The organism is cf. Phormidesmis sp. LEGE 11477 (genome assembly GCF_015207105.1).
Taxonomy (GTDB): domain Bacteria; phylum Cyanobacteriota; class Cyanobacteriia; order Phormidesmidales; family Phormidesmidaceae; genus Phormidesmis.
The window spans coordinates 1-23,206 of the sequence record NZ_JADEXO010000064.1 but is presented as its reverse complement, the minus strand read 5'-3'; the positions used below and the strand labels follow the sequence as shown (position 1 = coordinate 23,206).

The 23,206-nt window shown below is 50.9% G+C and carries 23 protein-coding genes; 7 read left to right on the top strand and 16 right to left on the bottom strand.

Going from position 1 to position 23,206, the window contains the following annotated elements:
* Positions 1–117: 117 nt before the first annotated feature.
* The 4 genes from IQ256_RS17460 to thyX form a co-directional block, all read right to left on the bottom strand.
* Complete coding sequence (locus IQ256_RS17460; RefSeq protein ID WP_193856832.1) at positions 118–1,200, bottom strand: PstS family phosphate ABC transporter substrate-binding protein; 1,083 nt, start codon at positions 1,198–1,200, stop codon at positions 118–120.
* 257 nt (positions 1,201–1,457) lie between these two features.
* Positions 1,458–2,669: an RNA polymerase sigma factor RpoD gene (rpoD, locus tag IQ256_RS17455; RefSeq protein WP_228024995.1), complete on the bottom strand. Its 1,212-nt coding sequence runs from the start codon at positions 2,667–2,669 to the stop codon at positions 1,458–1,460.
* A gap of 211 nt (positions 2,670–2,880) precedes the next feature.
* A complete protein-coding gene (locus IQ256_RS17450; protein ID WP_193856831.1) occupies positions 2,881–3,024 on the bottom strand; it encodes a hypothetical protein in 144 nt (47 codons plus the stop codon).
* 875 nt (positions 3,025–3,899) lie between these two features.
* Positions 3,900–4,622 carry an FAD-dependent thymidylate synthase gene (gene thyX / locus IQ256_RS17445; protein WP_193856830.1) on the bottom strand — a complete coding sequence of 241 codons (723 nt, stop codon included), beginning with the start codon at positions 4,620–4,622 and terminating at the stop codon, positions 3,900–3,902.
* 220 nt (positions 4,623–4,842) lie between these two features.
* Between thyX and msrA the strand changes: the two genes are divergently transcribed.
* Positions 4,843–5,508 carry a peptide-methionine (S)-S-oxide reductase MsrA gene (msrA, locus tag IQ256_RS17440; protein ID WP_193856829.1) on the top strand — a complete coding sequence of 222 codons (666 nt, stop codon included), beginning with the start codon at positions 4,843–4,845 and terminating at the stop codon, positions 5,506–5,508.
* A gap of 89 nt (positions 5,509–5,597) precedes the next feature.
* Here the strand turns inward: msrA and galE are convergent, their stop codons facing one another.
* From galE to IQ256_RS17395, 9 genes are all read right to left on the bottom strand, one after another.
* Entirely contained in the window at positions 5,598–6,641 is a 1,044-nt protein-coding gene (gene galE / locus IQ256_RS17435; protein WP_193856828.1) for a UDP-glucose 4-epimerase GalE, read from the bottom strand.
* Positions 6,642–6,761: 120 nt separating this feature from the next.
* A complete protein-coding gene (gene proB, locus IQ256_RS17430) occupies positions 6,762–7,904 on the bottom strand; it encodes a glutamate 5-kinase (protein ID WP_193856827.1) in 1,143 nt (380 codons plus the stop codon).
* Positions 7,905–7,980: 76 nt separating this feature from the next.
* A complete protein-coding gene (locus IQ256_RS17425) occupies positions 7,981–8,502 on the bottom strand; it encodes a YqeG family HAD IIIA-type phosphatase (RefSeq protein ID WP_193856826.1) in 522 nt (173 codons plus the stop codon).
* 87 nt (positions 8,503–8,589) lie between these two features.
* Positions 8,590–9,663 carry an endolytic transglycosylase MltG gene (gene mltG / locus IQ256_RS17420; protein ID WP_193856825.1) on the bottom strand — a complete coding sequence of 358 codons (1,074 nt, stop codon included), beginning with the start codon at positions 9,661–9,663 and terminating at the stop codon, positions 8,590–8,592.
* Positions 9,664–9,759: 96 nt separating this feature from the next.
* Positions 9,760–10,341 (bottom strand): DUF3727 domain-containing protein, encoded by a 582-nt coding sequence (locus tag IQ256_RS17415; RefSeq protein ID WP_370623476.1) that lies wholly within the window; start codon positions 10,339–10,341, stop codon positions 9,760–9,762.
* A gap of 212 nt (positions 10,342–10,553) precedes the next feature.
* Positions 10,554–10,976, bottom strand: coding sequence for a Holliday junction resolvase RuvX (gene ruvX / locus IQ256_RS17410; protein ID WP_193856824.1), 423 nt, complete (start codon positions 10,974–10,976; stop codon positions 10,554–10,556).
* Positions 10,977–11,066: 90 nt separating this feature from the next.
* Positions 11,067–12,419 (bottom strand): GNAT family N-acetyltransferase, encoded by a 1,353-nt coding sequence (locus tag IQ256_RS17405; protein ID WP_193856823.1) that lies wholly within the window; start codon positions 12,417–12,419, stop codon positions 11,067–11,069.
* A gap of 24 nt (positions 12,420–12,443) precedes the next feature.
* Positions 12,444–13,610, bottom strand: a complete 1,167-nt coding sequence (locus IQ256_RS17400; protein WP_193856822.1) for a F420-0:Gamma-glutamyl ligase — start codon at positions 13,608–13,610, stop codon at positions 12,444–12,446.
* 160 nt (positions 13,611–13,770) lie between these two features.
* A complete protein-coding gene (locus tag IQ256_RS17395) occupies positions 13,771–14,310 on the bottom strand; it encodes a CRR6 family NdhI maturation factor (protein ID WP_228024994.1) in 540 nt (179 codons plus the stop codon).
* Between the two features lie 195 nt (positions 14,311–14,505).
* On the opposite strand from IQ256_RS17395, the gene wecB reads away from it, so the two are divergent.
* Entirely contained in the window at positions 14,506–15,609 is a 1,104-nt protein-coding gene (wecB, locus tag IQ256_RS17390) for a non-hydrolyzing UDP-N-acetylglucosamine 2-epimerase (RefSeq protein ID WP_228024993.1), read from the top strand.
* Between the two features lie 206 nt (positions 15,610–15,815).
* Here the strand turns inward: wecB and IQ256_RS17385 are convergent, their stop codons facing one another.
* The gene (locus IQ256_RS17385) at positions 15,816–16,094 is read right to left on the bottom strand and encodes a hypothetical protein (RefSeq protein WP_193856820.1); all 279 of its coding nucleotides are present in this window, start codon (positions 16,092–16,094) and stop codon (positions 15,816–15,818) included.
* 401 nt (positions 16,095–16,495) lie between these two features.
* Between IQ256_RS17385 and IQ256_RS17380 the strand changes: the two genes are divergently transcribed.
* The 4 genes from IQ256_RS17380 to IQ256_RS17365 all read left to right on the top strand — a co-directional run bounded on the left by IQ256_RS17380 (position 16,496) and on the right by IQ256_RS17365 (position 20,628).
* The gene (locus IQ256_RS17380; RefSeq protein WP_228024992.1) at positions 16,496–18,295 is read left to right on the top strand and encodes an alpha/beta hydrolase; all 1,800 of its coding nucleotides are present in this window, start codon (positions 16,496–16,498) and stop codon (positions 18,293–18,295) included.
* A 124-nt stretch (positions 18,296–18,419) separates the two neighbouring features.
* Positions 18,420–20,105 (top strand): dihydroxy-acid dehydratase, encoded by a 1,686-nt coding sequence (ilvD, locus tag IQ256_RS17375; RefSeq protein ID WP_193856819.1) that lies wholly within the window; start codon positions 18,420–18,422, stop codon positions 20,103–20,105.
* Positions 20,106–20,188: 83 nt separating this feature from the next.
* Positions 20,189–20,407, top strand: a complete 219-nt coding sequence (locus IQ256_RS17370) for a type II toxin-antitoxin system HicA family toxin (protein WP_193856818.1) — start codon at positions 20,189–20,191, stop codon at positions 20,405–20,407.
* A gap of 2 nt (positions 20,408–20,409) precedes the next feature.
* Complete coding sequence (locus IQ256_RS17365) at positions 20,410–20,628, top strand: type II toxin-antitoxin system HicB family antitoxin (protein WP_193856817.1); 219 nt, start codon at positions 20,410–20,412, stop codon at positions 20,626–20,628.
* An 82-nt stretch (positions 20,629–20,710) separates the two neighbouring features.
* On the opposite strand, the gene IQ256_RS17360 is transcribed toward IQ256_RS17365, so the two are convergent.
* Both IQ256_RS17360 and IQ256_RS17355 read right to left on the bottom strand, forming a co-directional pair.
* Complete coding sequence (locus IQ256_RS17360) at positions 20,711–21,592, bottom strand: inositol monophosphatase family protein (protein WP_193856816.1); 882 nt, start codon at positions 21,590–21,592, stop codon at positions 20,711–20,713.
* 100 nt (positions 21,593–21,692) lie between these two features.
* Complete coding sequence (locus IQ256_RS17355; protein WP_193856815.1) at positions 21,693–22,352, bottom strand: Uma2 family endonuclease; 660 nt, start codon at positions 22,350–22,352, stop codon at positions 21,693–21,695.
* 198 nt (positions 22,353–22,550) lie between these two features.
* Here IQ256_RS17355 and IQ256_RS17350 point away from each other — a divergent pair.
* Positions 22,551–23,206, top strand: a 656-nt coding sequence (locus tag IQ256_RS17350; protein ID WP_193856814.1) for an FAD-dependent monooxygenase, incomplete at its 3' end; no start/stop codon positions are given.

Genomic DNA, 23,206 nt, shown 5'->3' with positions numbered 1-23,206 from the left:
AGAGTAAGCGGTACAGAGCGAAAGGCATAGAGTAAGCGGCATAGAACAAAAGGCACAAGCGCAGAAGACACCCATAAACTACTGACAGAACCTAGCGACAGAACCTAGACATAGGCATTACTGAACAGCGACAAATCCTGCTTCATTCAACAGCCGCTTACCGCTGTCTGTCTTTAGTAGCTGTGCATAGGCTGTGCCCGGATTTTCTGATACCGGATCGCCTTGACGGACGATGACAAATATTGGACGAGTCAGTGGATAGCTCTGATCTTGGATTGCCTGTAGGTTCAATTGGTTACGCTGAGCCGGACAGTTCTGTGGGGGTACGTATGGCGATTGATAAGGCGGAATGAGTTCTCTAGGATCAGCGCCAATTGGCAGTGGCGCTACGGTGCATTGACCGACCAACTCAGGTGCGGAGGCATAGTAAATAGCGCCAGGCGTGTCGCTGACAAAACGGATAGCGGCGGTGGTAGTTGACTGATTTTGAACAGTCGAACTAAGCGGCTGACCTTCTAGAACCGCTTCTTGAAAATACTGCACTGTTCCACCCTGCTCGGAGCGAGATACAGGGACTACGGCTAGATTAGGGCCGCCTACCTGCTGCCAGTTTGTAATTTCCCCAGTGTATACACCTGCCAACTGAGCTAAGGTCAATCCGGCCAAGGGCAGATTTGGATGAGTGGCTACGGCTACGGCTTCCATAGCAACCGGAATCTCTTGCAAGGTAATCCCTTGCTGCGTAGCTTGCTGTCTTTCTGATGCGGTTATGGGTCGCGACGATTGAGCAAATGATAGCTCTCCGTTAATCAGCATCTGAATACCTACCCCCGATCCTGGCGCTTGGTTGGGCGACTCGGTATAGAGCAAGGAAAAGCCAGGAAAGCTGCTTTGAATAACGGGTGATGCTACGCCGCGAATCGGAGCCCAAGCCGTGCTGCCGCCATAGCGAAACTGCCCTGTTGGGACGTCAGTCACACCACCAAAGTCCATCGGGGCTGAGGTGCCCGCGTTCCCTTGTATAGGTTGATTGGCACCAGATTGATTAGAACTAGCGGTTTGATCAGACGGCTGAGATCCACCAGAGAGTCCGCCTAACGAGACTCTATCTTTTAGAAACCAAAATGCGCCGCCGAGAATAGCGACCATCACCACCAAAGTAACCACTAGTGCTGGAACTTCGCTTTTGGGTTGACTCATAGATCAATATAAGGCTAACGGCTGACAAGTCATGGCAAAGCATACCCTTTATATGACAGTGAAATTAACGGCCAGTTAAAGCAGCATGACCAAAGCGAGGGTTCAAACTAAGTCAGACTAAGCCAATTTTGGAACAATAAAAGAACAATAAAAAGGGTAGCTTCAACCTTAGTCGACACTACCCTTACTTTCGTGAGCTTGAGACGTTTATTCAAGCCTTTTGTCGGAAGTCTTTCAGCTCTGGTGATGAACTAGTACTAGCGAATGTACTCTTTGAGAACGCTGTTACGATTGGGATGGCGGAGCTTACGGAGCGCCTTGGCCTCAATCTGACGAATGCGCTCGCGAGTCACGTTGAAAATCTGGCCAATCTCTTCAAGCGTTTTCATCCGACCATCGTCTAGACCGTAGCGCAGACGCAGGACATCACGCTCACGCGGACTTAGCGTGCTCAGTACGCTTTCTAGATCCTCACGTAGCAAACTCTTTGACACCTCATCTTCAGGCGTTTCACCATCGGATTCAATGAAGTCGCCTAGGCGAGAATCTTCTTCTTTACCGATAGGCGTTTCCAAAGAGATAGGTAGCTGTGCTGACTTAGCGATAAAGCGCAGCTTCTCGATGGTCATTTCCATACGAGTTGCAATTTCTTCTTCAGTCGGCTTACGGCCTAACTCTTGAGAAAGGAGCTTAGTGGTTTTCTTGATCCGAGAGATGGTTTCGTATAGGTGAACAGGAAGACGGATAGTACGAGATTGATCTGCGATCGCCCGCGTAATTGCCTGACGAATCCACCAAGTTGCATAAGTAGAGAACTTATAGCCTTTCTCATGATCGAACTTTTCAGCAGCGCGAATCAGCCCTAAGCTGCCCTCTTGAATCAGGTCTTGAAAAGAGAGACCTCGGTTCATGTATTTTTTAGCAATTGACACGACTAGACGTAGGTTTGACTGAACCATCTTGTCTTTTGCCCTGCGGCCCTGGTGCAAGCGGCGACGGAAAGCCGGTAGCGGCATATCTACAGCGTTCGCCCAGTCTGCATCCGTAGGCTCATCGTCTAGCTGATCGTCAATCTCATCTCTGATGCGCTCTAGCTCTAGCAAGTCAGCGATCTTGCGGGCCAGTTCAATCTCTTCTTCAGCTCGCAAGAGTCTAATCCGACCAATCTCTTGTAGATACAGACGGATAGAATCTTCGGTGTAGTGCTTTTTCTTGGTTTGAGCAGTCCGACGACGGGCTTTGCCCTTAGCTGCGCCCCGAGTCGCTTTAGCCTTGGTAGCAGTGGTAGCAGTGCCATTTGCCCCTGTACCATTCTCTTTCGTCTTTTTAGCGGCTCCTCGCTTAGCTGCTGAACTAGCGGCTTCACTTCTCCCGGTCAAGTCGATGGTCACTGATGCTGCTGACTGACTAGTCGCTTCGGCCCCGGTGGCGGGCTCTAAAGTTTCAAGTGTTGGGTTAGCCTGGGTCATGCCGCGTTCCTTGTGCTCCTTCTTAATGAGTAATGTGTGAGTGAGTAACGTGTGAATAATTTGGATTTTGTGTCGTGATGTTGAGGTGATCGTGACCTGCCTAAAAGCAACTAACTACTTAGGCTAAAACACTGTTCAACCTTCTCTGTTCACTCCTTTCTGCTCACTCTCATGTACAGACCTCTGTTGTACAAGTTCTATCGCACAGAGTCTATACATAGAGTGTTTGTTCATAGGCCATCTGACCGCATCTTCGCTGTTTGGCAGAGTCAGCATGTTCGATGTCTATCTGCTGTCTATCTGGGTCGACCTTTGATACTTTCTTATAGCGACCGATACCAAAAGAACTAGTCACCTAGCTAGCTTAAGAAGCTGAACTAACGCTTTTGCAGCCAATAAGACAAGACCAATCAGCCAGTGTCTATACAGTATGCAAAGCCTGCCAAACTGCGTAGTCTACCGCCTTGAAATACGCGCCTCCTTAAAAACACAGAAAACCTGACAGCACTTGGCAGCTAACGCTGATATCTAGCAGCATCTCTAGGAAAATACTGAACTCAAATAACTAAATTGAGCTAAGTATACATAAGCCAAGTAGACAGTTGGTCGCGGTTGCCTTGAACAGCTTTAAACAAAGCTCAGACAAATGAGCTTTTCTAGGCTGACAAGAGGCTACCCACTAATCAAAAAAAGTTTAACTGCCATCATGTAAGCCCAGTAGATTGTAGCCTTTAGGACAGAAATTAACCACCAGAGTTCTAACGAAAAGCAGATGGTAAAGTTCCTAGACTCCTATAGCTGCATTCTTACAGTGGTAACACGGACTACTTAAAAGTGCATACTGAGAATTAATCTTTCTCAAATAAAAATCACACTCATCTATCAGTGATTCCCCTATCAGTTAAAACACTGACAGACAGGGAAATAGCAGAGGTAGCAGCATTACGTGCTGTCTTTAGCGCCTGTACTCTTCGGCTGGAGGGGCGTAGATAGATTAGACGCCCCCTTAGCTATGCTCGCTATAGATGTTCTTTAATAGCAGCTATGAAGCAGCAAACGATTCGCTATGTTAGCTAGCGGACTAGCTAGAAAGACTAATTAGATAAACTTATGAAAAATATAAGTTATTTGGAAACTTCGACGTCTTAGCTTATCGATTAATAGATGATTGCTGACATTGAGATTCTCTATGCCGCTGCCGCCCTAAGTAAAGGTAGTCTAAAAGCTGGACTAAGGGGAGAGGCGAGCTTTTTTGAGACGGTTGTCTTCGTACCATTGGGCGATCGCGGGCACCCAAGCTTGAAACTCTGGCCAAATTGCTTCGCATAGCTTCTGTGCTTCTAGCTGAGCGTCAGCCTTCCAACGCAGATCCAACAGGTGCATCAAAGAGCGGGCATTGGCTGAAACCACCCAATGCTGTCTGACATCAAAAGGAATTAATCCCCGAGCATGCTCCTCTGAAAAACCCTGACCGATTCGTGTCTGATAGCGCCGAGCCCCTGCTATGCACCAGTCTAAATCTTCTTGGCGAAGCGCTTCTGTGTAGTCATATTTCTTGCCTTGGCGATCGGTATAGGAGCCGACTGGCCGCAGATAGAAGACGTCTTCTACATCTGCCTTGCCACTGGCCACGTCGATAATACGAGCGCCTGTATATCTAAAAGATTGAACATCAAAACTCAGTCCGACCCGATGAGTGCGAATCTGTTGCATAGTCGAGTGAGGGAAAAAGCCGCAGTTCAGCACGATTTGAGGATGTTCTAAAGGGCCAAAATGACCGCGTCCTCCTTTGAGCAAATTGCGGATTACTAGCTCTCCAGCCTTCTCTTCTGACGGCCAGTCGTGGCGCTGATCCCAGACGAATGCTTCGGCGTAATCTTGGTGCATGGCAGCGTAGATAGTCTGCTGCGGATTAGGCGTTTTTGAAATGACCTCGACTCTGAAGCGATCCATGGGTAGGAGGAAGAAGATAAAAGACAGACTCTATATCTTCCTTGCTCAAGATAGCCAAATCACTATCGGCCCTACATAGCTTAATATTCTGTCGGTTTCTACGGCCACTGATGTTCGGATGCCAACTCTGAGCGCAAACCTAAGCAACCTTCTAAAATAAGGATACCTATGTAGAGAATGACTCTCTGCTCAACTGCTCAGATACTAGGAATATAGCAATATGGCATTTTTTGGAATGGGTCTTGGTAAGAAGGATGTGATGCCGAGCGAGAAAGAGGCGCTTCCTGGCCGCGAGAAGGCGATGTCTGTAGTCAATAAGCACTACGTAAACGGCAATCCGATTCAGGGATCGTTTCCTGAGGGAATGGAAACCGCTATGTTTGGGCTGGGCTGCTTTTGGGGTGCGGAAAGGAAGTTTTGGCAGGCAGAGGGTGTATACAGTACTGCGGTTGGCTATGCGGCGGGTACTACGCCTAATCCGACGTACCGGGAAGTCTGCTCTGGGATGACTGGCCACAACGAAGTTGTGCTGGTTGTCTTTGATCCGAAGGTGATTAGCTATGACGCTTTGCTAAAGCTGTTTTGGGAGAGCCATAACCCTACCCAGGGAATGCAGCAGGGCAACGATCGCGGCACACAGTATCGCTCTGGCATCTATACCTATTCTGACGCGCAGCTAGAAGCGGCTAAAAAATCAAAGGAGATGTACCAAGAAGCTTTGAAGAAGTCTGGCTACGGCGAAATCACCACAGAAATTCTGCCAGCGCCTGAGTTTTATTACGCAGAAGACTATCATCAGCAGTATCTGGCAAAAAATCCAGGTGGCTACTGCGGTCTAGGCGGTACTAATGTGTCTTGCCCAGTCGGAGTAGGTGCAGCTTCGTAAGCAACGCTCGTAGGCGCTGATACTGTATGGGCCTGATACTGTGTGAGTGCTTCTGAGCTACAGCTTTTGAATGATGCCACGGTGGTTGATCAACTGCCGTGGCGTTTTTGATGCCATTGCCAGGCGTGGGCAATGATGTTTTCGAGATCGGGATACTGAGGTTGCCAGCCGAGGACTTGTTTAGCGCGATCGCTAGTGCCGACCAAACTCGGCGGATCGCCCGGACGGCGATCGCACGGCACCGCTAGAATCTCTTTACCTGTCACCTGCCGAGCAGTTTCAATCACTTCTTTTACCGTATAGCCATTGCCATTGCCCAGGTTGAAGAAAGACGTTTCGCCGCCTGCCAATAGATACTCCACTCCCTTCACATGAGCATCGGCGAGATCGGAAACATGGATATAGTCACGAATGCAGGTACCATCTCGGGTATCATAATCGCTGCCAAAAATAGAGATAGACTTTCGCTTTCCTAGGGCTGCAAACAAAACTAGCGGAATCAGATGCGTTTCAGGATTGTGGTCTTCGCCTAGTCGGCCCTGTGGATCGGCTCCCGCTGCGTTGAAATATCGAAAGCAAACCGACTGCAGCCCGTAGGCAGAGCAAAAATCAAGTAACATCTTTTCTACCATCAGCTTGCTAGTGGCATAGGGGCTGATTGGATTTTGCGGGTGATCCTCCGGGATAGGCACCGTCTTAGGCGGGCCGTAGATAGCACAGGTAGAAGAAAATACCAGGCGTTTCACATTCGCTGCCACCATCGCCTCTAATAGGTTTAGCGTGCCATGCACATTATTTCGATAGTATTTTGCGGGCTCGCTTACCGACTCGCCAACGGCAATGTAGGCGGCAAAGTGCATCACAGCCGCCACATTGTAGGTGCTAAAAATATTATCTAGCAGCGCTCTATCTGCCGTATTTCCTACAATCAGCTTGGCCTGTAGATGACGCTCAGCCAGTTCCTTATGGCCATATTCCAGGCTGTCTAGAATGACCGTCTGGTAGCCGGCTTTTTCCAGCGCTAAAACAGCGTGAGAGCCAATGTAGCCAGCACCCCCTGTCACTAAAACAGTTGGCTTGGAACGGTTGGCAGTGCCAGAGTCAGCAGTATCAGAGATGGAGGGAGTATCCATAGAAGTTTTTGGAAGTTGGAGAAGTTATAGATGCGAAGCCAGAAAGGAAAAAGAAGTATACAGCCCGGTGATCGCTTTAGATATCGGCAAGGCTTATTGGCAAAACTTGTTGGCAAAAGACTACGAAGTACTCAACACCAAATTGTCTCGGTGAATTACAGTTTCAGCCCCTTTGTAACCTAGCAGGCTGGCAATATCTGTAGACTGGTGACCGCAGATCTTTCTAAGATCTTCATCACTATAATTCACCAGTCCTCTGGCGATCTCCTGGCCGGATGCATCGCAGACAACTACTGCATCTTGCACCGCAAACTCGCCTTCTACTTCAGTAATGCCCGCTGGCAGCAGCGATTTGCCCGCAGTCTGAATCGCTCTGATCGCGCCGCCATCTAGATAAAGGCGTCCAGCCGGAATAGTACTGCCATAAATCCACCGCTTTCTAGCAGTTGCTTTACCGGGCTGCGCTCCAAAAAATGTACCAATGGCTTCCCCTTGCAAGATTTTGAGCAGGTTTTCGGGGGTCTGGCCTTGAGTGATTACAGTATGGGTGCCAGCAGCGATCGCGATCTTTGCCGCCTCTATTTTGGTCGACATGCCGCCTGTGCCCCAACTGCTGCCCGCAGCGCCAATATTAGCCTCTAGCCGATCGATATGCTGTACGCGGCTAATTGGCTGAGCGGTTGGATCTTGACGCGGATCGGCTGAGTAAAGCTGATCGACATCGGTAAGCAAAAACAAGTAGTCAGCGCCGACTAAACTCGCCACCAAAGCTGAGAGGGTATCGTTGTCACCAAACTTGAGTTCGTCGACGGCCACGGTGTCGTTTTCATTGACGATCGGGATGATGCCCATCTGCATGAGCTGACGAAAGGTGCGGTAGCTGTTTACGTAGCGCGATCGCAAAGACAAATCGCTGCGAGTGAGCAATACCTGAGCAATCGGCTGACTGAGCGAGGTAAAAAAATCGTCGTACACTCGCATCAATCGCCCCTGCCCCACAGCGGCCACCGCCTGCTTTAGCGCCATCGTCTTCGGCCTTTGCATCATCCCCAACCGAACGCAGCCCACCCCAACTGCGCCGGAAGAAACCAGAATTATCTGGTGGCCTAGCCGCTGAAGCTGGCACAGCGTTTCTACTAATCTACCGATAGTTGCTAGCGCCAGATGGCCTGTCTCGCTACGGGTCAGGCTAGAAGTGCCGATCTTGACGACAATTGTTTTGGCAGAGTCAGTTTTAGTCGTACCTTCGTTGCGCTGTGACATGATTAGGCTTTGGAAAGAAATCGATGCAGAAGCGGTATTAAACCAACCTCTGCCAAGGCGCACAACCAGCGTGACGTTAAGGAATCGCTTTGAGCGTGACGCCTAGCTGCCGGGAGATCCAAAATTCGGCGTTGCGTAAGATATTTTTCGGATCTTTTGAATTAGGCTCCAGCATGGGCGCGACTAGGATGGTGAATAGGCCCAGGCGATTGCCCGCCAGGACATCTGTGAATAGGCGATCGCCCACCATCGCAATCTGCTCTAGCGGCAGATTCATGGCTGTTGCCGCCGTGCGTAGCTTGCGGCGAGAAGGCTTGCCTGCACTAGCGACAAAGGGCACTTGCAGGCTCTCAGCAATCTGACGAATACGATCTTGGCCAGTGTTGTTGCTCACTAGCGAGAGCGGCACCGTTTCCTGAATGCTTTTGGCCCAGGTAAGCACGTTGGCCTCTATCAGCGCTCTTCCAACTGGCACAATGGTTTCATCCACGTCTAGAACCAGCCCTTTTAGGCCATTGCGCTGGAGAAGTTCAGGAGTGATACCTAGCACAGATTTTTCTAGAACCAAGTCTGGTTGCAAAAGTTCGATCCAGCTCATAGCAGTTTTTTTAGTAGTTGGCTTCTGTGATTAGCTTCTGTAGTTGGCCTTTAAAGAGCTTCGTATCCAATTTAGATATTCGATCGGCTAGTCAATGTCAGCATCGGTACTGGCATCGACCTGATCGCGGATCTGGGCTTGCGCGCGCAAATGCTCGTCAAAGCTACGGCTAAACACGTGGGTACCGTCATAGCGAGCGACGAAGAAAAGAAAATCGGTCGGGGCTGGATCGAGCGAAGCTTCTAGGCTAGCTGCGCCTGGGCTGGCGATGGGGGTCGGCGTCAGCCCAGGATTGATGTAAGTATTGTAGGGATGCGGCGTTTCTACCTGGGCGTAGGTCAGCGGCTGTTCTGGCGTTTGGATGATGTCGAACGCATATTCGACAGTTGGATCAGAGCCTAGCGTCATCCCTTCTTCTAGGCGACGAGCAAAGACGCTGGCAATTTGATCGCGCTCATCGGCGACGACGGACTCTTTTTCAACAATGCTGGCCAAGGTTACCCAGTCTAAGAGGCTGTAGTCGCTAGGCTCGGAGTCGTAGATGGGCAGTGCGACTGCTTCAAACTGAGTAAGCATCACGTCTCTCAGGCTTTCGGCAGTGATGATGTCGCTGCCGATTTGGTAGGTGTCAGGATAGAGAAAGCCCTCAAGGTGGGGGATGCCGTCTGGCAGCCAAGGATATTTTTCGTAGGGAATATCTTTAGTCGCGGCCATGAATTCTTCGGCGGTCGTGAAGCCTCTGGCCTCTAGCCGCTCAGCCATCTGGGAGCGCCGCCAGCCTTCAGGAATGGTAAAGCTGACTTGGACAACATCGCCATCCCAGATGGTGCTAGCAATATCGTCTAGGCTCTGGGTCGGGGAAATGACGTAGCTGCCTGCTTGAAAGCCACCAATATCGCCGCCTCGAAATGATTTCCACCTAGACAGCAGCTTCCAGGCGGTGGTGGACTTGATTAGACCCGCCGCTTCTAAGTCTTGGCCAATTTGATTAGAGGCGGTTCCCGGCGGAATCTGAACCTGTACGAAGCTGTTTTCAGCGGCTTCGCCTTCAGCTTCTAAAACAGGAGATTTGGCCCAGCTCCACCAAACCCAGCTTTGACTAGCCGCGCCTGCAGCTAGGGCAACTAACACGATCGGAAATAGACGCTTCAAGCCTGGCATATTAGGAGGGTTAAGAGGGGCAGATTAAGAGGGGCGTATCGGGAGGGGCAGATCAACTTTTGCACTCGCTAACCTAAAACGTCTAGTCCAAAACGTCTAGTCCAAAACATCAAAGAGTTTGTCTTCTAGCTGCGATCGCATCTTTTGAAAATCCTCTGGATCAACCAGTTCGATTGAGCCATCGCTGTCTCTTTGTGCAAAGAATAGCAGCGGTTCGAGCGGCGTACATAGGGTGTATTGAGCGTCCTTGTGAAAGAAAGTAGCCAGCATCTGAAACTCCTCGGTCACTGGATGAGTCTCGTCTTCGCTAATATCTAGGGAAAAACAGTCATCCTCATCCGCTTCGGGCAAATCGCCTGCTGCCGTCAAAGTATAGGCGGAACGTTCTAAAATCAGATCGAGCTCAGCTAGCACCGCCCGCGCCGAAGGAAACAGCTCATCAATCGCCTCGTCTTCCACATCAACTAAGATCTCAGCCGCCTCATCGTCGTCGTCTTCATCCGGTTCCCAAACGAAAATTTCAATCGGTAAATTGACTGGCAATAGCAGTAGAAACTCTGCCCCTTCTACATCAATGTTTTTCTCTACATAGCAAGCTAGCTGCCTGCCATCTTCGTCGCTGAGGCTGACGACGGGGTATTCGGTAGGTTCGTCTAGCATGTTGGAATCAATGGCCACGGGTTCTTTTCTCCTAGTTTGCCTGTTCTACTGGCTAGTTTTGACTGGCTGGTCTTGGGCTAGCGGATCTTGACTGAGTAATCAGCGGTATTTGCTTAACTAATTCACTCGGCGATTGATTCGCTAGGCTTGCTTACTCAAACTTGTGTGTTTTTTTATCTGATGCTGGGGGCTAATACCGAGCTCTGATATCAGGAGCTCATATTGTGAGCTCATAGGCGAAGTCGTCTTTCGTCTAGCCACTGCTGCAAGATAATGGCGGCGGCTTTGCGGTCGATTAGTTCTTTACAGTTGGCCAGTGAGTGCCTCTCGGCTAGCAGCATTTGCTCGGCCTGGAAAGAAGTCAATCTTTCATCGACAAATTCAACTGGCAGCTCTAGCACTTTGGATAGTCGATGAGCAAACTTTTGAATTTTCTTGGCCTGAAAGCCAATTTCCCCGTCCATAGTGTACGGCAGCCCGACCACTAAAACTTCTACCGATCGCTCTTGAATCAGCGCTTCGAGTGGCTTAATAATGCTCTCAAAGCTGGTTTTGTAGAGAGTGGTGAGACCCGTTGCAATTAGACCGGTGCGATCGCATCCAGCTACGCCAATTCGCCTTGCCCCTAAATCCAATCCCAGCGCAGAAACCATAGTTCTGAATCTACAAAGTCTGATCGACAAAAGCCGTACCCAAAGATCTCACTCTGCTTTAGCTCGCCTTTGCTTTCTTATCCGTCTGTCTCATCCTTCTTTGCCAGCGTCCGGCCCTTCTGAATCCGCATCCGCTAGCCGCTGATCCGCCGATAGTCGCGAGATCTTCTCTAGAGAAAATCGGTCCCAGGCCAGCCTATCACCAGAAGGATCGTCAAGTGCCGGACCCAGGTTCGCACCTCGCCAAGAAAACCGTCCTGGCAAAGGCGAGCCAGTAGGCTGTAAGCCTGGCAGGACATCTGGCATCTTCAATCCTTCTAGAGCGCCCGCTTTTGCCTCGCGCACTTTGTGCCATACAGAGCGAGACATCATCAGCGTATGGTCGATCTCTAGCGCACCAATCTGGCGCAAATACGCCTCTCGCTCGGTCTGATAGTCTAAAGACAAAAGCCGCAGCGGCTGGTTAGGAAACTTTTGAACCACTCCCGCCATCTGTGCCATCAGCTCTGGATAGAGCCAAGTGTAGGCTGGATGCACTGTGAGCTTGGCGCTGTGAGCTGTCATGCCATCTCGACATAGCTTCAGCTCGAAATAGCCGATTGCTGTCTTTCGCTGGGGCTCAAAGACATAGGCAGAGACCGTTTCTTTTTTGTGCATCCAGCGGACGAACCGGGTCTTGACTTTGCTAGAGAGCGTCGTCTTAAAATCGTGAATCTGATAGTCCAACACCTGCCGCACCAGAGGCGGAATAGAGACGGTTTCTAGCTGATAAATCAGCTGAGCATCGGCGTTGCTGACTGGCAGCAAGTTAGGCAAATCTGGATCGCGCTCTGACAGACTGGCCAACTGTTCTGGCTGAATAGACCAATAGGTGGCCTTAGCCAGGGGCTGAAAACCGTTCTGACGATACAGCGCTAGGCCAAACTGATCGTTTACATCAGTTTCGCTAATCCAGTACTGCGCCTCGCGAATATGCTCAAAACAGTGCCGTAACAGCTGCGAACCGACATCCATTGACAGATGGAGCTGAGGCTCACTATCCACCCGCTCACTATCCGTCAGCTTATTATCCGCCTGATCACTGCTCGCCTGCTCGTCTTCAACTGCCTTTGCTTGGGACTTAGCTAGATTCACCAAGATTCGGTCAACTTTCCAAGTACTTAGCGTCCGGTTAAACGGAGAGACCTGAATCATCCCCTGGGGTCGCCCGTTCGCCTCGGCTACAAAAGTAGAAAACAGGTGCTTCAAAGGGCTAGGAAACAGCGACAGCGCCTTCACCGGACCGTACCAGCGGCGCATCTGCTGAACGTAGTCTTCTACCGCTTGGGTGTCCGTATCGTGAAAGGCGACTTCTTTGGAGCCGTCGCTGACAAAAGTGTCTAAGTCACGCAGATGCACGGAGCGGACAGAGAGCTCTGTGTTTTGAGAGTTTCTGCGAGTCATGAGTCTCCTAGTGGAAGCGTTGGATCAGGCTCTGGGGCGAATGAGGACAACGGGGGTCTGCTCATCGGCATTACCGGCTGGGTTGTCGAGCAGCGCTTGGATGAGTAGCTGCTCATCGGTATTTTCGCTTTTGGCTAATATTTTAACCGCTTTTAAATCATTGACATCAACGATGGCCGCTTTGAGTCCGGTTTCTTCAAAGATTTTGTCTACAAGCTGCTGAGACTGATTGGGCCCTAGCACAATGAATTGATCGAACGGCGGCAAGGTGCCTGTGACATCGTCGATGAGTCTAGCTTGCTCTCCAGCTAGGTGATAGAACATGCCTGGACTACCAAAGATCTTAGCGATCGCACCCAAAACAAAGGCGCTGCCAACCTGCCACGGCCCAGACACATCGATCAAAGTCTGCATACCACAGGCCGTCGCCAGGCTCGATGTTGACATAAAGTAATAGCACAATCGCTTGGCTAGCCAGCCCGGTTTAACAGTCGTCGGGTGCCGCAGCCGATTCTGCATAATCGCGACAGGCGTTTCGCCAATAGTGACGATATCACCCGGCTGAGCGCAGGGAGCGACGTATTTTTTGACGATATCTACCGTGTTATCGAGGTTCGTCAGTAGATGGGTGGGAATAGGCAGAACGTGGGCAACGCTGGTTTCTCGCCAGCTATTTGCCGCTTGTGGGTTAGGAAACTTTAGCGGGGCGATCAGGTGCCCGGTTTTAGGAATGCGGCCTTCGGGTCCGTAAGTTAGATAATTGACCTTGACCCACAGCGATTTGAGCTGGCTCAGATCGGGGCCAGTGATGTCTACTTTGATTTTGGCCTGGGTCGCTTTGCCGACTTTGACAATGTAGGCAAACCAATAGTTGTCAGCTCGCGCCGGAAAGTCTTCGTGTGCGGGCGTGATCTCTGTTTTGACGCTAATTCCTTCTAAGCTGCTGCTAGAGAGCAGTTCGTAGTCGATATCAACTTCTGGGATAAAGATTTCGAGGGTGCGCGTGCGGTTGGTAAAAACAGTGTCAAAAGAGAGGGCGTAGCGACCGGGCTCATAGGTCTCAAATCGCCAGTCAGTCGCGCTGAGCTCTAGGTCATTGCCGGGGCGCTGACGGTACTGCCATTCTATGAGTAAGTAGCCAACAATGCCGAGCACAGCTAGCACGACTACTAACAAACCTATTAACTCCATGCGAACCCTAAGCTCCCCAACTCGCTAGATAAACCAAATGCCTCAAGACCCAGATTGTATAGCACAGTTTGCATGACGTGGCTCATATGGCACGGTTCGTATGCATTCGTTGCGTGACTCAACCGTCAGCAGTCCCATCAGCAGCCCCAGACGCCTCAGCTCACAGCAAGTTAAATAGCTCGTCATCAAGCTCGTAGCCCAGCATCTGAGTCATAAACTTGAGCCTAGAGCGGCCATCGATATCGTTTTGCTTGAGCCATCGATCCAGGGCAAAAACCTTGGCCATCACGAAGATTTCCAGGGCTTCGGGGTTGTAGCGAATGCCGTCAATCGGACTGAACTGATGGGGGACTAGCATGGCAGTATAGCGACTAAGCTCGCCCGATTCCCAGTCTAGATAAAGGGGTAGCCAGGGATAGCGCGTATCTAAACGGATGAACCACAGACGCACTTCTGGAATTTCGGAGAGTTCGCGAGGATCGCTAGGCTCACGCGGAAAATCGATCTCGAAGCTGAAGCTGGCTTCGGGATTGCGAAGGTAATTTTGATCGGTAGCGATCACATCAATCACCGCTTGGGCAGGCGAAAGATCAAGCGTTTGCAAGTGGGACAGGTTGAGGGCGATCGCCCGCTTCGCTAAATCGGCTCCGTCTTTTTGGGGGCCGTCTTTGGGCATATCGCCAGGCATATTGTCGGACATAAGGGCGAAAAATTATTACTTAAGGGTCTAACGAGTGGATAATGGCTAGGTCGAGCTGATGGGGCATTGAGGCATACAACTGAGCTTTATCCTTATTTTGAGGCTTGATGCTGCAATAGTTTAACCATCTTCTCTTCAATTCTTTGCCGTTTGATCGCTATGGTTGACTCTCTAGCTGCTTTCACGAATGATTCCATGCGTATCTGCATCACACTAGGCACTCGCCCTGAAGCGATCAAACTTGCTCCCGTTATCCAGACCTTTCAAAAGCTGCCGCAATTTGACACCAAAATTGTTCTCACCGGACAGCACCGCGAGATGGTGGCTCAGGTGATGTCTCTGTTTAACCTAGAAGCCGACCACAACCTCGATATCATGCAGCCGCAGCAGACGCTAGGTGATATTACCCGTCGCAGTCTAGCTGGACTAGAGAAACTTTTTGTCGATCTAAAGCCCGCTATGGTGATTTCTCAAGGCGATACTACCACCGCCTTTGCCGCTGCGCTGGCTGCCTTCTATCAGCAAATTCCGGTGGGCCATGTCGAAGCGGGTTTGCGTACCGACAATATTTTGGACCCTTTTCCAGAAGAGGCCAACCGCCGACTGGTTTCTCAGATTGCCACCTTGCACTTTGCCCCGACTCAAACCTCAGTGGCTAATCTCAAAGCTAGCGGTGTCACGACTGGCATTTATCAAACTGGCAATACCGTCATCGACGCCCTCTTACGAGTCGCAGATCAGTCGCCCAGCTGCGATATTCCGGGTCTAGATTGGGCCAAACATCGGGTTATTCTCTCCACGGTTCACCGCCGCGAGAACTGGGGCAAGCCCCTAGATAATATCACCCAAAGCTTTCTACAGATTCTAGATAAGTTTCCAGATACCGCTTTGCTGCTACCACTACACCGCAATCCAACCGTACGAGAGCCGCTCAAAGTAGCGTTAGAAAGCCACCCTCGAACCTTTTTAGTGGAGCCGCTAGACTACGCCCAGCTAGTCGGGGCGATGAAGCGATCGCATCTGTTGCTCACTGACTCTGGCGGCCTTCAAGAAGAAGCCCCTGGGCTCGGCAAACCTGTACTGGTCTTGAGAGAGACGACCGAACGCCCTGAGGCGATCGCAGCAGGTACTGCCAAACTGGTCGGCACCGACCCGGAGCGCGTTGTCGCCGCTGCCTCAGCGCTGCTAGGCGATGATAGCGCCTACGCAGAGATGGCCAAAGCAGTCAATCCGTTTGGTGACGGTCATTCTTCTGAGCGGATAGCTCGCATCGTCATAGACTATCTAACGAATAAGTAATTTAATGAATAATGAATTTAGCGACTAGAGCTGCAACGGCTAGTCAGTGTCCTTGCAGCTAGTGGCAGCCAGTGAGCAGTCTCGTTCTTCTCAGGTATTACTTAATAAAGCAGTTTCTTCGACGAGTAGTCTTTTCTCTATTCTTTATTCTTTTCTTTTTGTCTCCTCTCGATTTTTGAGTCTATTCATCTGGCGATTTCGCTGAATCAATCATCTGGCTTCTCTTTTTCTTTAATTAGGTTTTTCTTCGACGCCTTTAGATTTTTCCACAGCTTTTTAATATCTTTGTAAGCTTCGGCGCTGCTAACTTTGCCACCTGTTTCTAATCCGCAAATCAAAGACACTCGCTGGGCAAATTCCTGCAAGTTGGCATTAAAAGCTAGATTTTGCGGCGTGAACTTTCCTTGGTACTTGCTGCGTGGCGTGACAAAATTATCTAACTGCTTTCGCTTATCTGGCTGCTCTGCACTACCTTGTTTGGACATTGAGTGTGTTCCTAATCTTGGGACGAACGCTTGAGATAATACGCATACGCTTCTTCAAATTAACTTAGATCGTGGGTAACAGGCTTCAATCCATCGCAATAAGTCAGTTAACTTAGCGAAGGCAGTGGTAAGGCAGCAGTAGTAAAAGATAATGTGCTGCATAGATTATTGAAGGCAGCGCTTGGTTTGCTTAGGTTGCCTTTAGGTCGCCTAGAGAATTGTCATCAACTGCTCAAATTAACGATGAGGTGAGTGGGTAAGATATTGGTATCAAATCTTTTTTGTTCATATTTCTAGTACACCTCCTGCTTTGTCCACTAATGCTGGTGGAGCCGAGCAGGTGCGTGTTTTGCTGATAGGTCTTGTTGTGAGACTGGCCATTTTCTACCTCTCCCGCGCTTATGAGTTTTATTCAACGGATGCGAGTCCGAGTGACCTGTTTGGGGTTAGGGCTGCTGGCACTCTCAGCTTCGCCTGGGATAGCCGCAGAAAGAGTCATTGTCCGTTTAGGCCCTCTGCGTCAGTCGATCGAACTGAGCGATCTAGAAACTTTTGCCGAAACTGGAGAGGTGCCTGAACAGCTCAAGCTGTATGAGCGATTTCTATCACCCGCTTTGCAGCAGTCGCTGCGACAGGAGCTAGATCTCGATCCGCGCATGAGCGATCGCATCATCGAAGACGTTCTAGCCTCGGCCAATGGTGAACTGCTGCTCGACACCTTGAACCAGGTCGCCCCCAACGTGACTATTCCACAGATTCAGGCCGCTATTCGCCTAGCCGCTAGCCAAGCAGATGGGCTCAACATGATAGACATCCTCAGGGCCATTCCGCAAGAGACCTTAGAAGTCGATGTGACTCAAGCCGTCGCCCTGGTCTCTCAGCTCAATCTTTCTAATTTGGAGAGCCGTTCGCTGAGCGGTGTTCTAGACCAAGAGCTGCGAGTGGATAACCCACCGCCTATCCGTAGCGACATTCAGCCCGAATTGCCCGGTAGTGCGACGGTCTTTCAGCAGGCGGTTAGCTTTGAAGATCGAGACCGCGATCGCACTATTCCAGTAGAGCTGTACTGGACTGGAAAAACCAAAGGCCCGCTAGTTGTGCTTTCTCATGGCTTTGGGGCAGACCGATTTTTTCTAGACTACATTGGCAAGCACCTCGCCTCGCACGGGTTGACGGTCGTCTCTGTCGAGCATCCTGGCAGCAATCTAAACACCTTGGTCAATCTCCCGGTCGATCCAGAAATTGCCGAAAGTCCTAGCCGGATTTTGCCAGCCCAAGAGTTTCTAGATCGGCCCAAAGATATCAGCTTTGTGCTCGACCAGCTAGAACGGCTCAATCGGCGCAGTGTCTTCTACCGCGAACGATTTCGCACCCAAGAGGTGACCATGATTGGCCATTCGCTAGGCGGCTACACTGGGCTGGCCTTGGCAGGTGCGAAATTAGACTTGCGATCGCTTGAAAGCTTTTGCAAAAACATTCAGCCGTTAGGCGTTTCCCCTGCCGACTGGCTACAGTGTGCCGCTGTCGATCTAGAAGAGCAGCAGGCCGATTTGACCGATGGCCGGATTCAGCAAGTCATCGCCATGAATACGCTAACGGGTCAGCTCTTTGGCGAGGCGGGCCTCTCTGAAGTAAGGGTGCCTACGCTGCTGCTAACAGGAACCAAAGACAGCGTGACGCCGACGTTAGACCAGCAGCTCAACGCCTTTACCCAGCTCTCTGGTGAAAAATATCTGCTGGCGGTGATCGGTGGTACTCATCTTAGCGTCGGCGATCCAGGGAACGTTAACCCGGCCCTGACTGAGCTGCCGTTCATGGCAGAGCTAAAAGTTGAAGAAACGGCAAACCTGCGGCTGCTGCTGCAGGGCATTTCCCTCAGCTTTGTCAAGCAGCAGACCGACGAAGCCGCCGACTATAAGCCCTTTCTCAGCTCGACCTACGTTCAATCCTTTTCGACCCCAGCGCTACCGCTGCGACTAGTTGAGACGCTACCCGACAGCGTCCGTAGCTGGCTAGTATTTAGCGATCGCATCTCTGCCCACACCACCTCCCCAACGCTGACTAGCAGACTGATGGCACTGGGCTATCTCAGCTCGCTAGACAAGAAAGAAGAATGGCAAAAGGCGATCACCGCTCAGCTCCAGGCAAATCAAGTGGTTACGGTGCTGCGATCGCCGCTGCCGTTTATTGCTGGCTGGTAGAAGCGTTAAGAAAAATTGAATTTCGTTTGATTTACTTTGGCTTTACTTTGACTCTTGGCGTCAGTTGTTCTGCCAGAATGGAAACTTAACTCAACTATCAAGTTTCCTCTGGAGAGAAGATCGAATGCCGGATAATCGCAAAAGTCAGGTAGTCACCCAGGGCGTACAGCGGGCTCCTAACCGAGCGATGTTACGCGCTGTCGGCTTTCAAGACGATGATTTCAAAAAGCCGATCGTCGGTTTAGCCAATGGCTACAGTACGATCACACCCTGCAACATGGGCATCAATACCCTGGCAATCCGTGGGGAAGCAGCGCTCAAAGAAGCGGGTGCAATGCCAGCTATGTTTGGCACCATCACCATTAGTGACGGCATTTCGATGGGCACCGAAGGGATGAAATACTCTCTGGTTTCTCGCGAGGTGATTGCAGACTCGATCGAAACCGCCTGCACTGGCCAAAGTATGGACGCCGTGCTGGCCATCGGCGGCTGCGATAAGAATATGCCAGGGGCAATCATTGCGATCGCCCGGATGAATATCCCTTCTATTTTTGTCTACGGCGGCACGATCAAGCCTGGCCACCTCGACGGCGAAGACTTGACAGTGGTCAGTGCCTTTGAAGCGGTGGGACAGTACAGCGCTGGCAAAATCGGCAAAGAGCGTCTTGACGCGGTAGAGCGCCACTCCTGCCCTGGTGTAGGCTCTTGCGGTGGCATGTTTACAGCCAACACTATGTCGTCTGCGATTGAAGCCATGGGACTGAGCCTGCCAGGGTCTTCGACGATGGCGGCAGAAGATGAGGAAAAAGCGCTTAGCACCGAGAAATCTGCATTCGCGCTAGTTGAAGCGGTTCGTCAGCAAATTTTGCCAAAAGATATTTTGACGCGACAGGCATTTGAAAATGCGATCGCGGTGATTATGGCGGTGGGTGGTTCGACCAACTCTGTACTGCACTTGCTGGCGATCGCCCATACCATTGGCGTCGATCTGACCATCGATGACTTTGAGGCTATTCGCAACAAAGTCCCCGTCTTCTGTGACCTCAAGCCTTCGGGCCGCTACGTTGCCACCAACTTGCACCAAGCAGGCGGCATCCCCCAGGTGATGAAAATGCTGCTAAATGAAGGACTCCTGCACGGCGATGCCCTCACCATCAGCGGCCAAACCATTGCCGAAACCCTAGCCGACATCCCAGACCAGCCCCCTGCCGATCAAGATGTCATCCGGCCCTTCAACCAGCCGATGTACGCCCAAGGACACCTCGGCATCCTCAAAGGCAACCTCGCCCCAGAAGGCGCAGTCTCTAAACTCACTGGCATCAAAAACCGCAGCATCACTGGTCCGGCCCGCGTCTTTGAATCTGAAGAGGAGTGTCTAGCGGCCATTCTAGATAACAAAATTAACGCTGGCGATGTGATTGTCGTTCGCTACGAAGGGCCAAAAGGCGGCCCCGGCATGCGCGAAATGCTCGCCCCGACTTCGGCCATCATTGGCGCTGGGCTAGGTGATTCGGTCGGCCTGATTACCGATGGTCGCTTCTCTGGCGGCACCTACGGCATGGTCGTTGGCCACGTGGCCCCAGAAGCTGCGGTGGGTGGCACGATTGGCCTAGTCAAAGAAGGCGACTCGATCACCATCGACGCGGATCAGCTGCTGCTACAGGTGAATGTCTCTGACGAGGAACTGACCCAGCGCCAAAGTCAGTGGAGCCCACCGCAGCCCCGCTACAGCCGAGGCGTGTTGGCGAAGTATGCCAAGCTAGTGTCTTCGAGTAGTAAAGGCGCAGTGACTGATAAAGATCTGTTTTAAGGTTAGTAAAAGAATAGAGGCGGGGAAACACAGTTAAATGGATGCTCCTTACGCCTCAAGCCCGTCGATAAACAGATGACTTCATGCCCAGAAAGATTAGAGAATTAAAAGCGCAGGTTGCTAAGGAAGGGTTCGTCCGGCTAGCAAAGCGTGGCAAAGGCAGTCACGAAAGATGGAAGCATCCTATGTTGAAGGAGACAATGACAATCCCAGGTAAAGATGGAAGTGATGTACCGCGATACCTCGAAAGGCAGTTGGATAAGCTACTCGCTGAACTAGAAAGAAAAAGAAAGGAATGGTAACTATGAATCGGTACAGTATGACTATTCACTGGTCAGAAGAAGACCAACTGTTTCTGGTTACGGTGCCGGAATTTGTAGGCCGGGTACTTATGCCTTGTACCTACGGAAAAACTCGCGAAGAAGCCCTTCAAAACGGTGAAGAAGTTATCGAAATGTATACGGAAGCTTGGCAAGCTGAAGGCGAACCCATTCCCGAACCAATCGTTTTGCAAACAGCCTGAGCAAGCGCTAGTGCCCATCAAAAGACAAGAAAGAGCAAACAAGAATCCTGTCCCTTGATAGACAAAGCCGAGGCACTCGGCGCTAGCTCGCCTTCACCGACTGCATAATCTGAATCAGGGTCTGCTGCATTTCGGGGGTGGCAGACACAATGATTTCTGATTGACGATAGTTCTCGCAGGCCGAAGGTGGCGGTAGGGGACTGCCGTCATAAGTGGTGAGGCAGTAGCCCATCTCTTTGGCCATCCAAGCGAGCGCGGCGGTATCGATAAACTGAGCGCTCGCTAGAATCACGCCTGATACCTCGCCTGTCAGCAGACCGTTAATGGGGGGGACGGGCACTTTTGAAGAATATTCAGTTTTAAGATCGATGACGGGATAGTGCTTTCTAACGGTGTCGGCAATTGGGCTGAGCGCCGTTCCTAAAACAATTTTCTCTTTGGGATTTTCGATTCTCAACGGCTGGCACTGATCGAGGTTGTCACTCATGCTGCCGACGAAGGTGCCTTGATCTCGCAGGCTGTAGTAGTAGCGATCACGCGCCGGACTCAGGGCGATCGCCGCCTCAAAACCATCCGCATTAATCACCGTCATCATCACCAAATAATTAGGATGACCGTCCATGTAATAGCGCGTGCCATCAATCGGATCGAGCGTGATTAGATAGTCGCCCTGCGGCCCTAAATCGATCGCCTTAAAGTACTTGGTGTTGTAAGTAGATTCGTATTCTTCTCCGTAGAAGCGCACGTCAGGAAACTTGGCGAGCAGCGTCACCTCGATAAAAGTCTGAATCGAGAGATCCGCGTCCGTCAGCGCGTTGGCAAACACGTGATCGCCGTCGTACTTATCAGGATGGATGGCAATTCGCTTTTGAATCTGCTGCGCGTAGGCACCTGCCACCTTGAGAAAAGGAAGCAGTTCGGACAAAATATCTTTTGGCAATGGGGCTGAAACAGATGCAGTCATAGAATAGTCTCTACTAGGAGAGTAGTCCCTCTAAACGACTGGCTCCGGGGGCGCTAGCAACAACGAGCCTATGAACCAGTAAAGACTATCACTCGCCAGTTTAATTTTGAACGCGCTGCTGTATCCAATCGCGCAACCGATCTTCTGCTTCAGACTCATCTTGCTTCGCATGATCTAAAAAGTTATACAGGGCTTGCTTTTCAACGACTGGAAATACAGGACTTTGTTCGACTTCGAGGTAGGCGTTGTTTTCGAGAACGTATATCCGCAAAAAGTGACCGTCGAACCGCCACAGCTCAGGAACGCCCATTGCCGCATAGAGCCTGTTCTTATCAATATCTGTGTGAGTGATATCGACTGCTACAACTAGATCTGCAGGGGGATCTCGTTTGAGATCTACGCTATGTCCAGCTACTTTGCCCCATTTCTGGATGTAGAAAGCTTTATCAGGCTCCGAACCACGATTGAGATCTTCTCTATCTAGAGTAGTTGAGCCCATCGTTTTCCACTTTAAGTTCAGACCTCGCGCCACGATTTTAATGAAAGCAGCAATGAATTCGCTAGCTTGTTCATGGTCTTCTAGCGGCATGGTGATCTCTAGCGTTCCAAGCGAGTACGTCAGCCGAGACGCTCTCGTTTGCGGTAGGGCATCCAGAATTTGCTGATACTGAGCCCAGGTGAGACCTCTGAGTGCGACTCGGTTTTCACCGCTTGCTACTCTCGGCGGTTTCACAGGCGGCCTGGTAGGTGCGCTGACCATGGCTTGACGAGGTGGCTTGATGAGGTGGCTTGATGAGTACGGTTTCGAGGGGACTCTTTAGGTGGGTTTTCTCGCGTACGTATTCAGTATGGCAGATACCCACGAAACTGTTAAAAATCAAGCGCTGATTACCATAGACTAGAGTTCGATTACCGAATCTTTGGCTATCACTACCGCTTCTAGCACTACCGCTTTTTTATGAAACATATTGCGATCGCAGGAGCCGGACCCGCTGGCGTAGCGACGGCCCTCCTGCTCGCACAGCAGGGATTGAAGGTCACTTTGGTAGAACAAGAACCGAAGTTTGATCGGCTCTTTCGCGGTGAGGGACTGATGCCTTCTGGCTTAGAGGCGCTGTACCAGATGGGTCTAAAAGAGACTTTCTCTAAAATTCCTTCGCGGCGATTGGATGCGTGGGATTTTTATGTGGGCGGGCGACGGCGGATGCGGGTGAAAGAGCCGATTCATGATGGCCTATCGACTCGGATCATCAATCAAACGGCGCTGCTAGAGGCGATGGTAGAAGAGGCGGAGGCGCTGCCGAATTTTGAGTTTTGCCCAGGGTGGCAGGTGGTAGATTTTCTGCGTGATCGCATCAAAGATACCGTAATTGGCCTACGGGTCAAAAAAACTGGCCAGAGCCGGGATATCCTGGCTGATGGCGTGATTGGCGCGGATGGTCGCTATTCTCGGGTACGTAAGCTAGCTGGGCTGACGCTGAATGAATCGCCCGCGCAGTTCGACGTGCTGTGGTTCAAACTGCCCGCGCCACCAGCGCTAAAGCAAGAGACGCCGTTCATTGCCTGCCTGCAGCCGGATAGCCAGTTTGCGTTTTATCCTTCTTGGGATGGGCG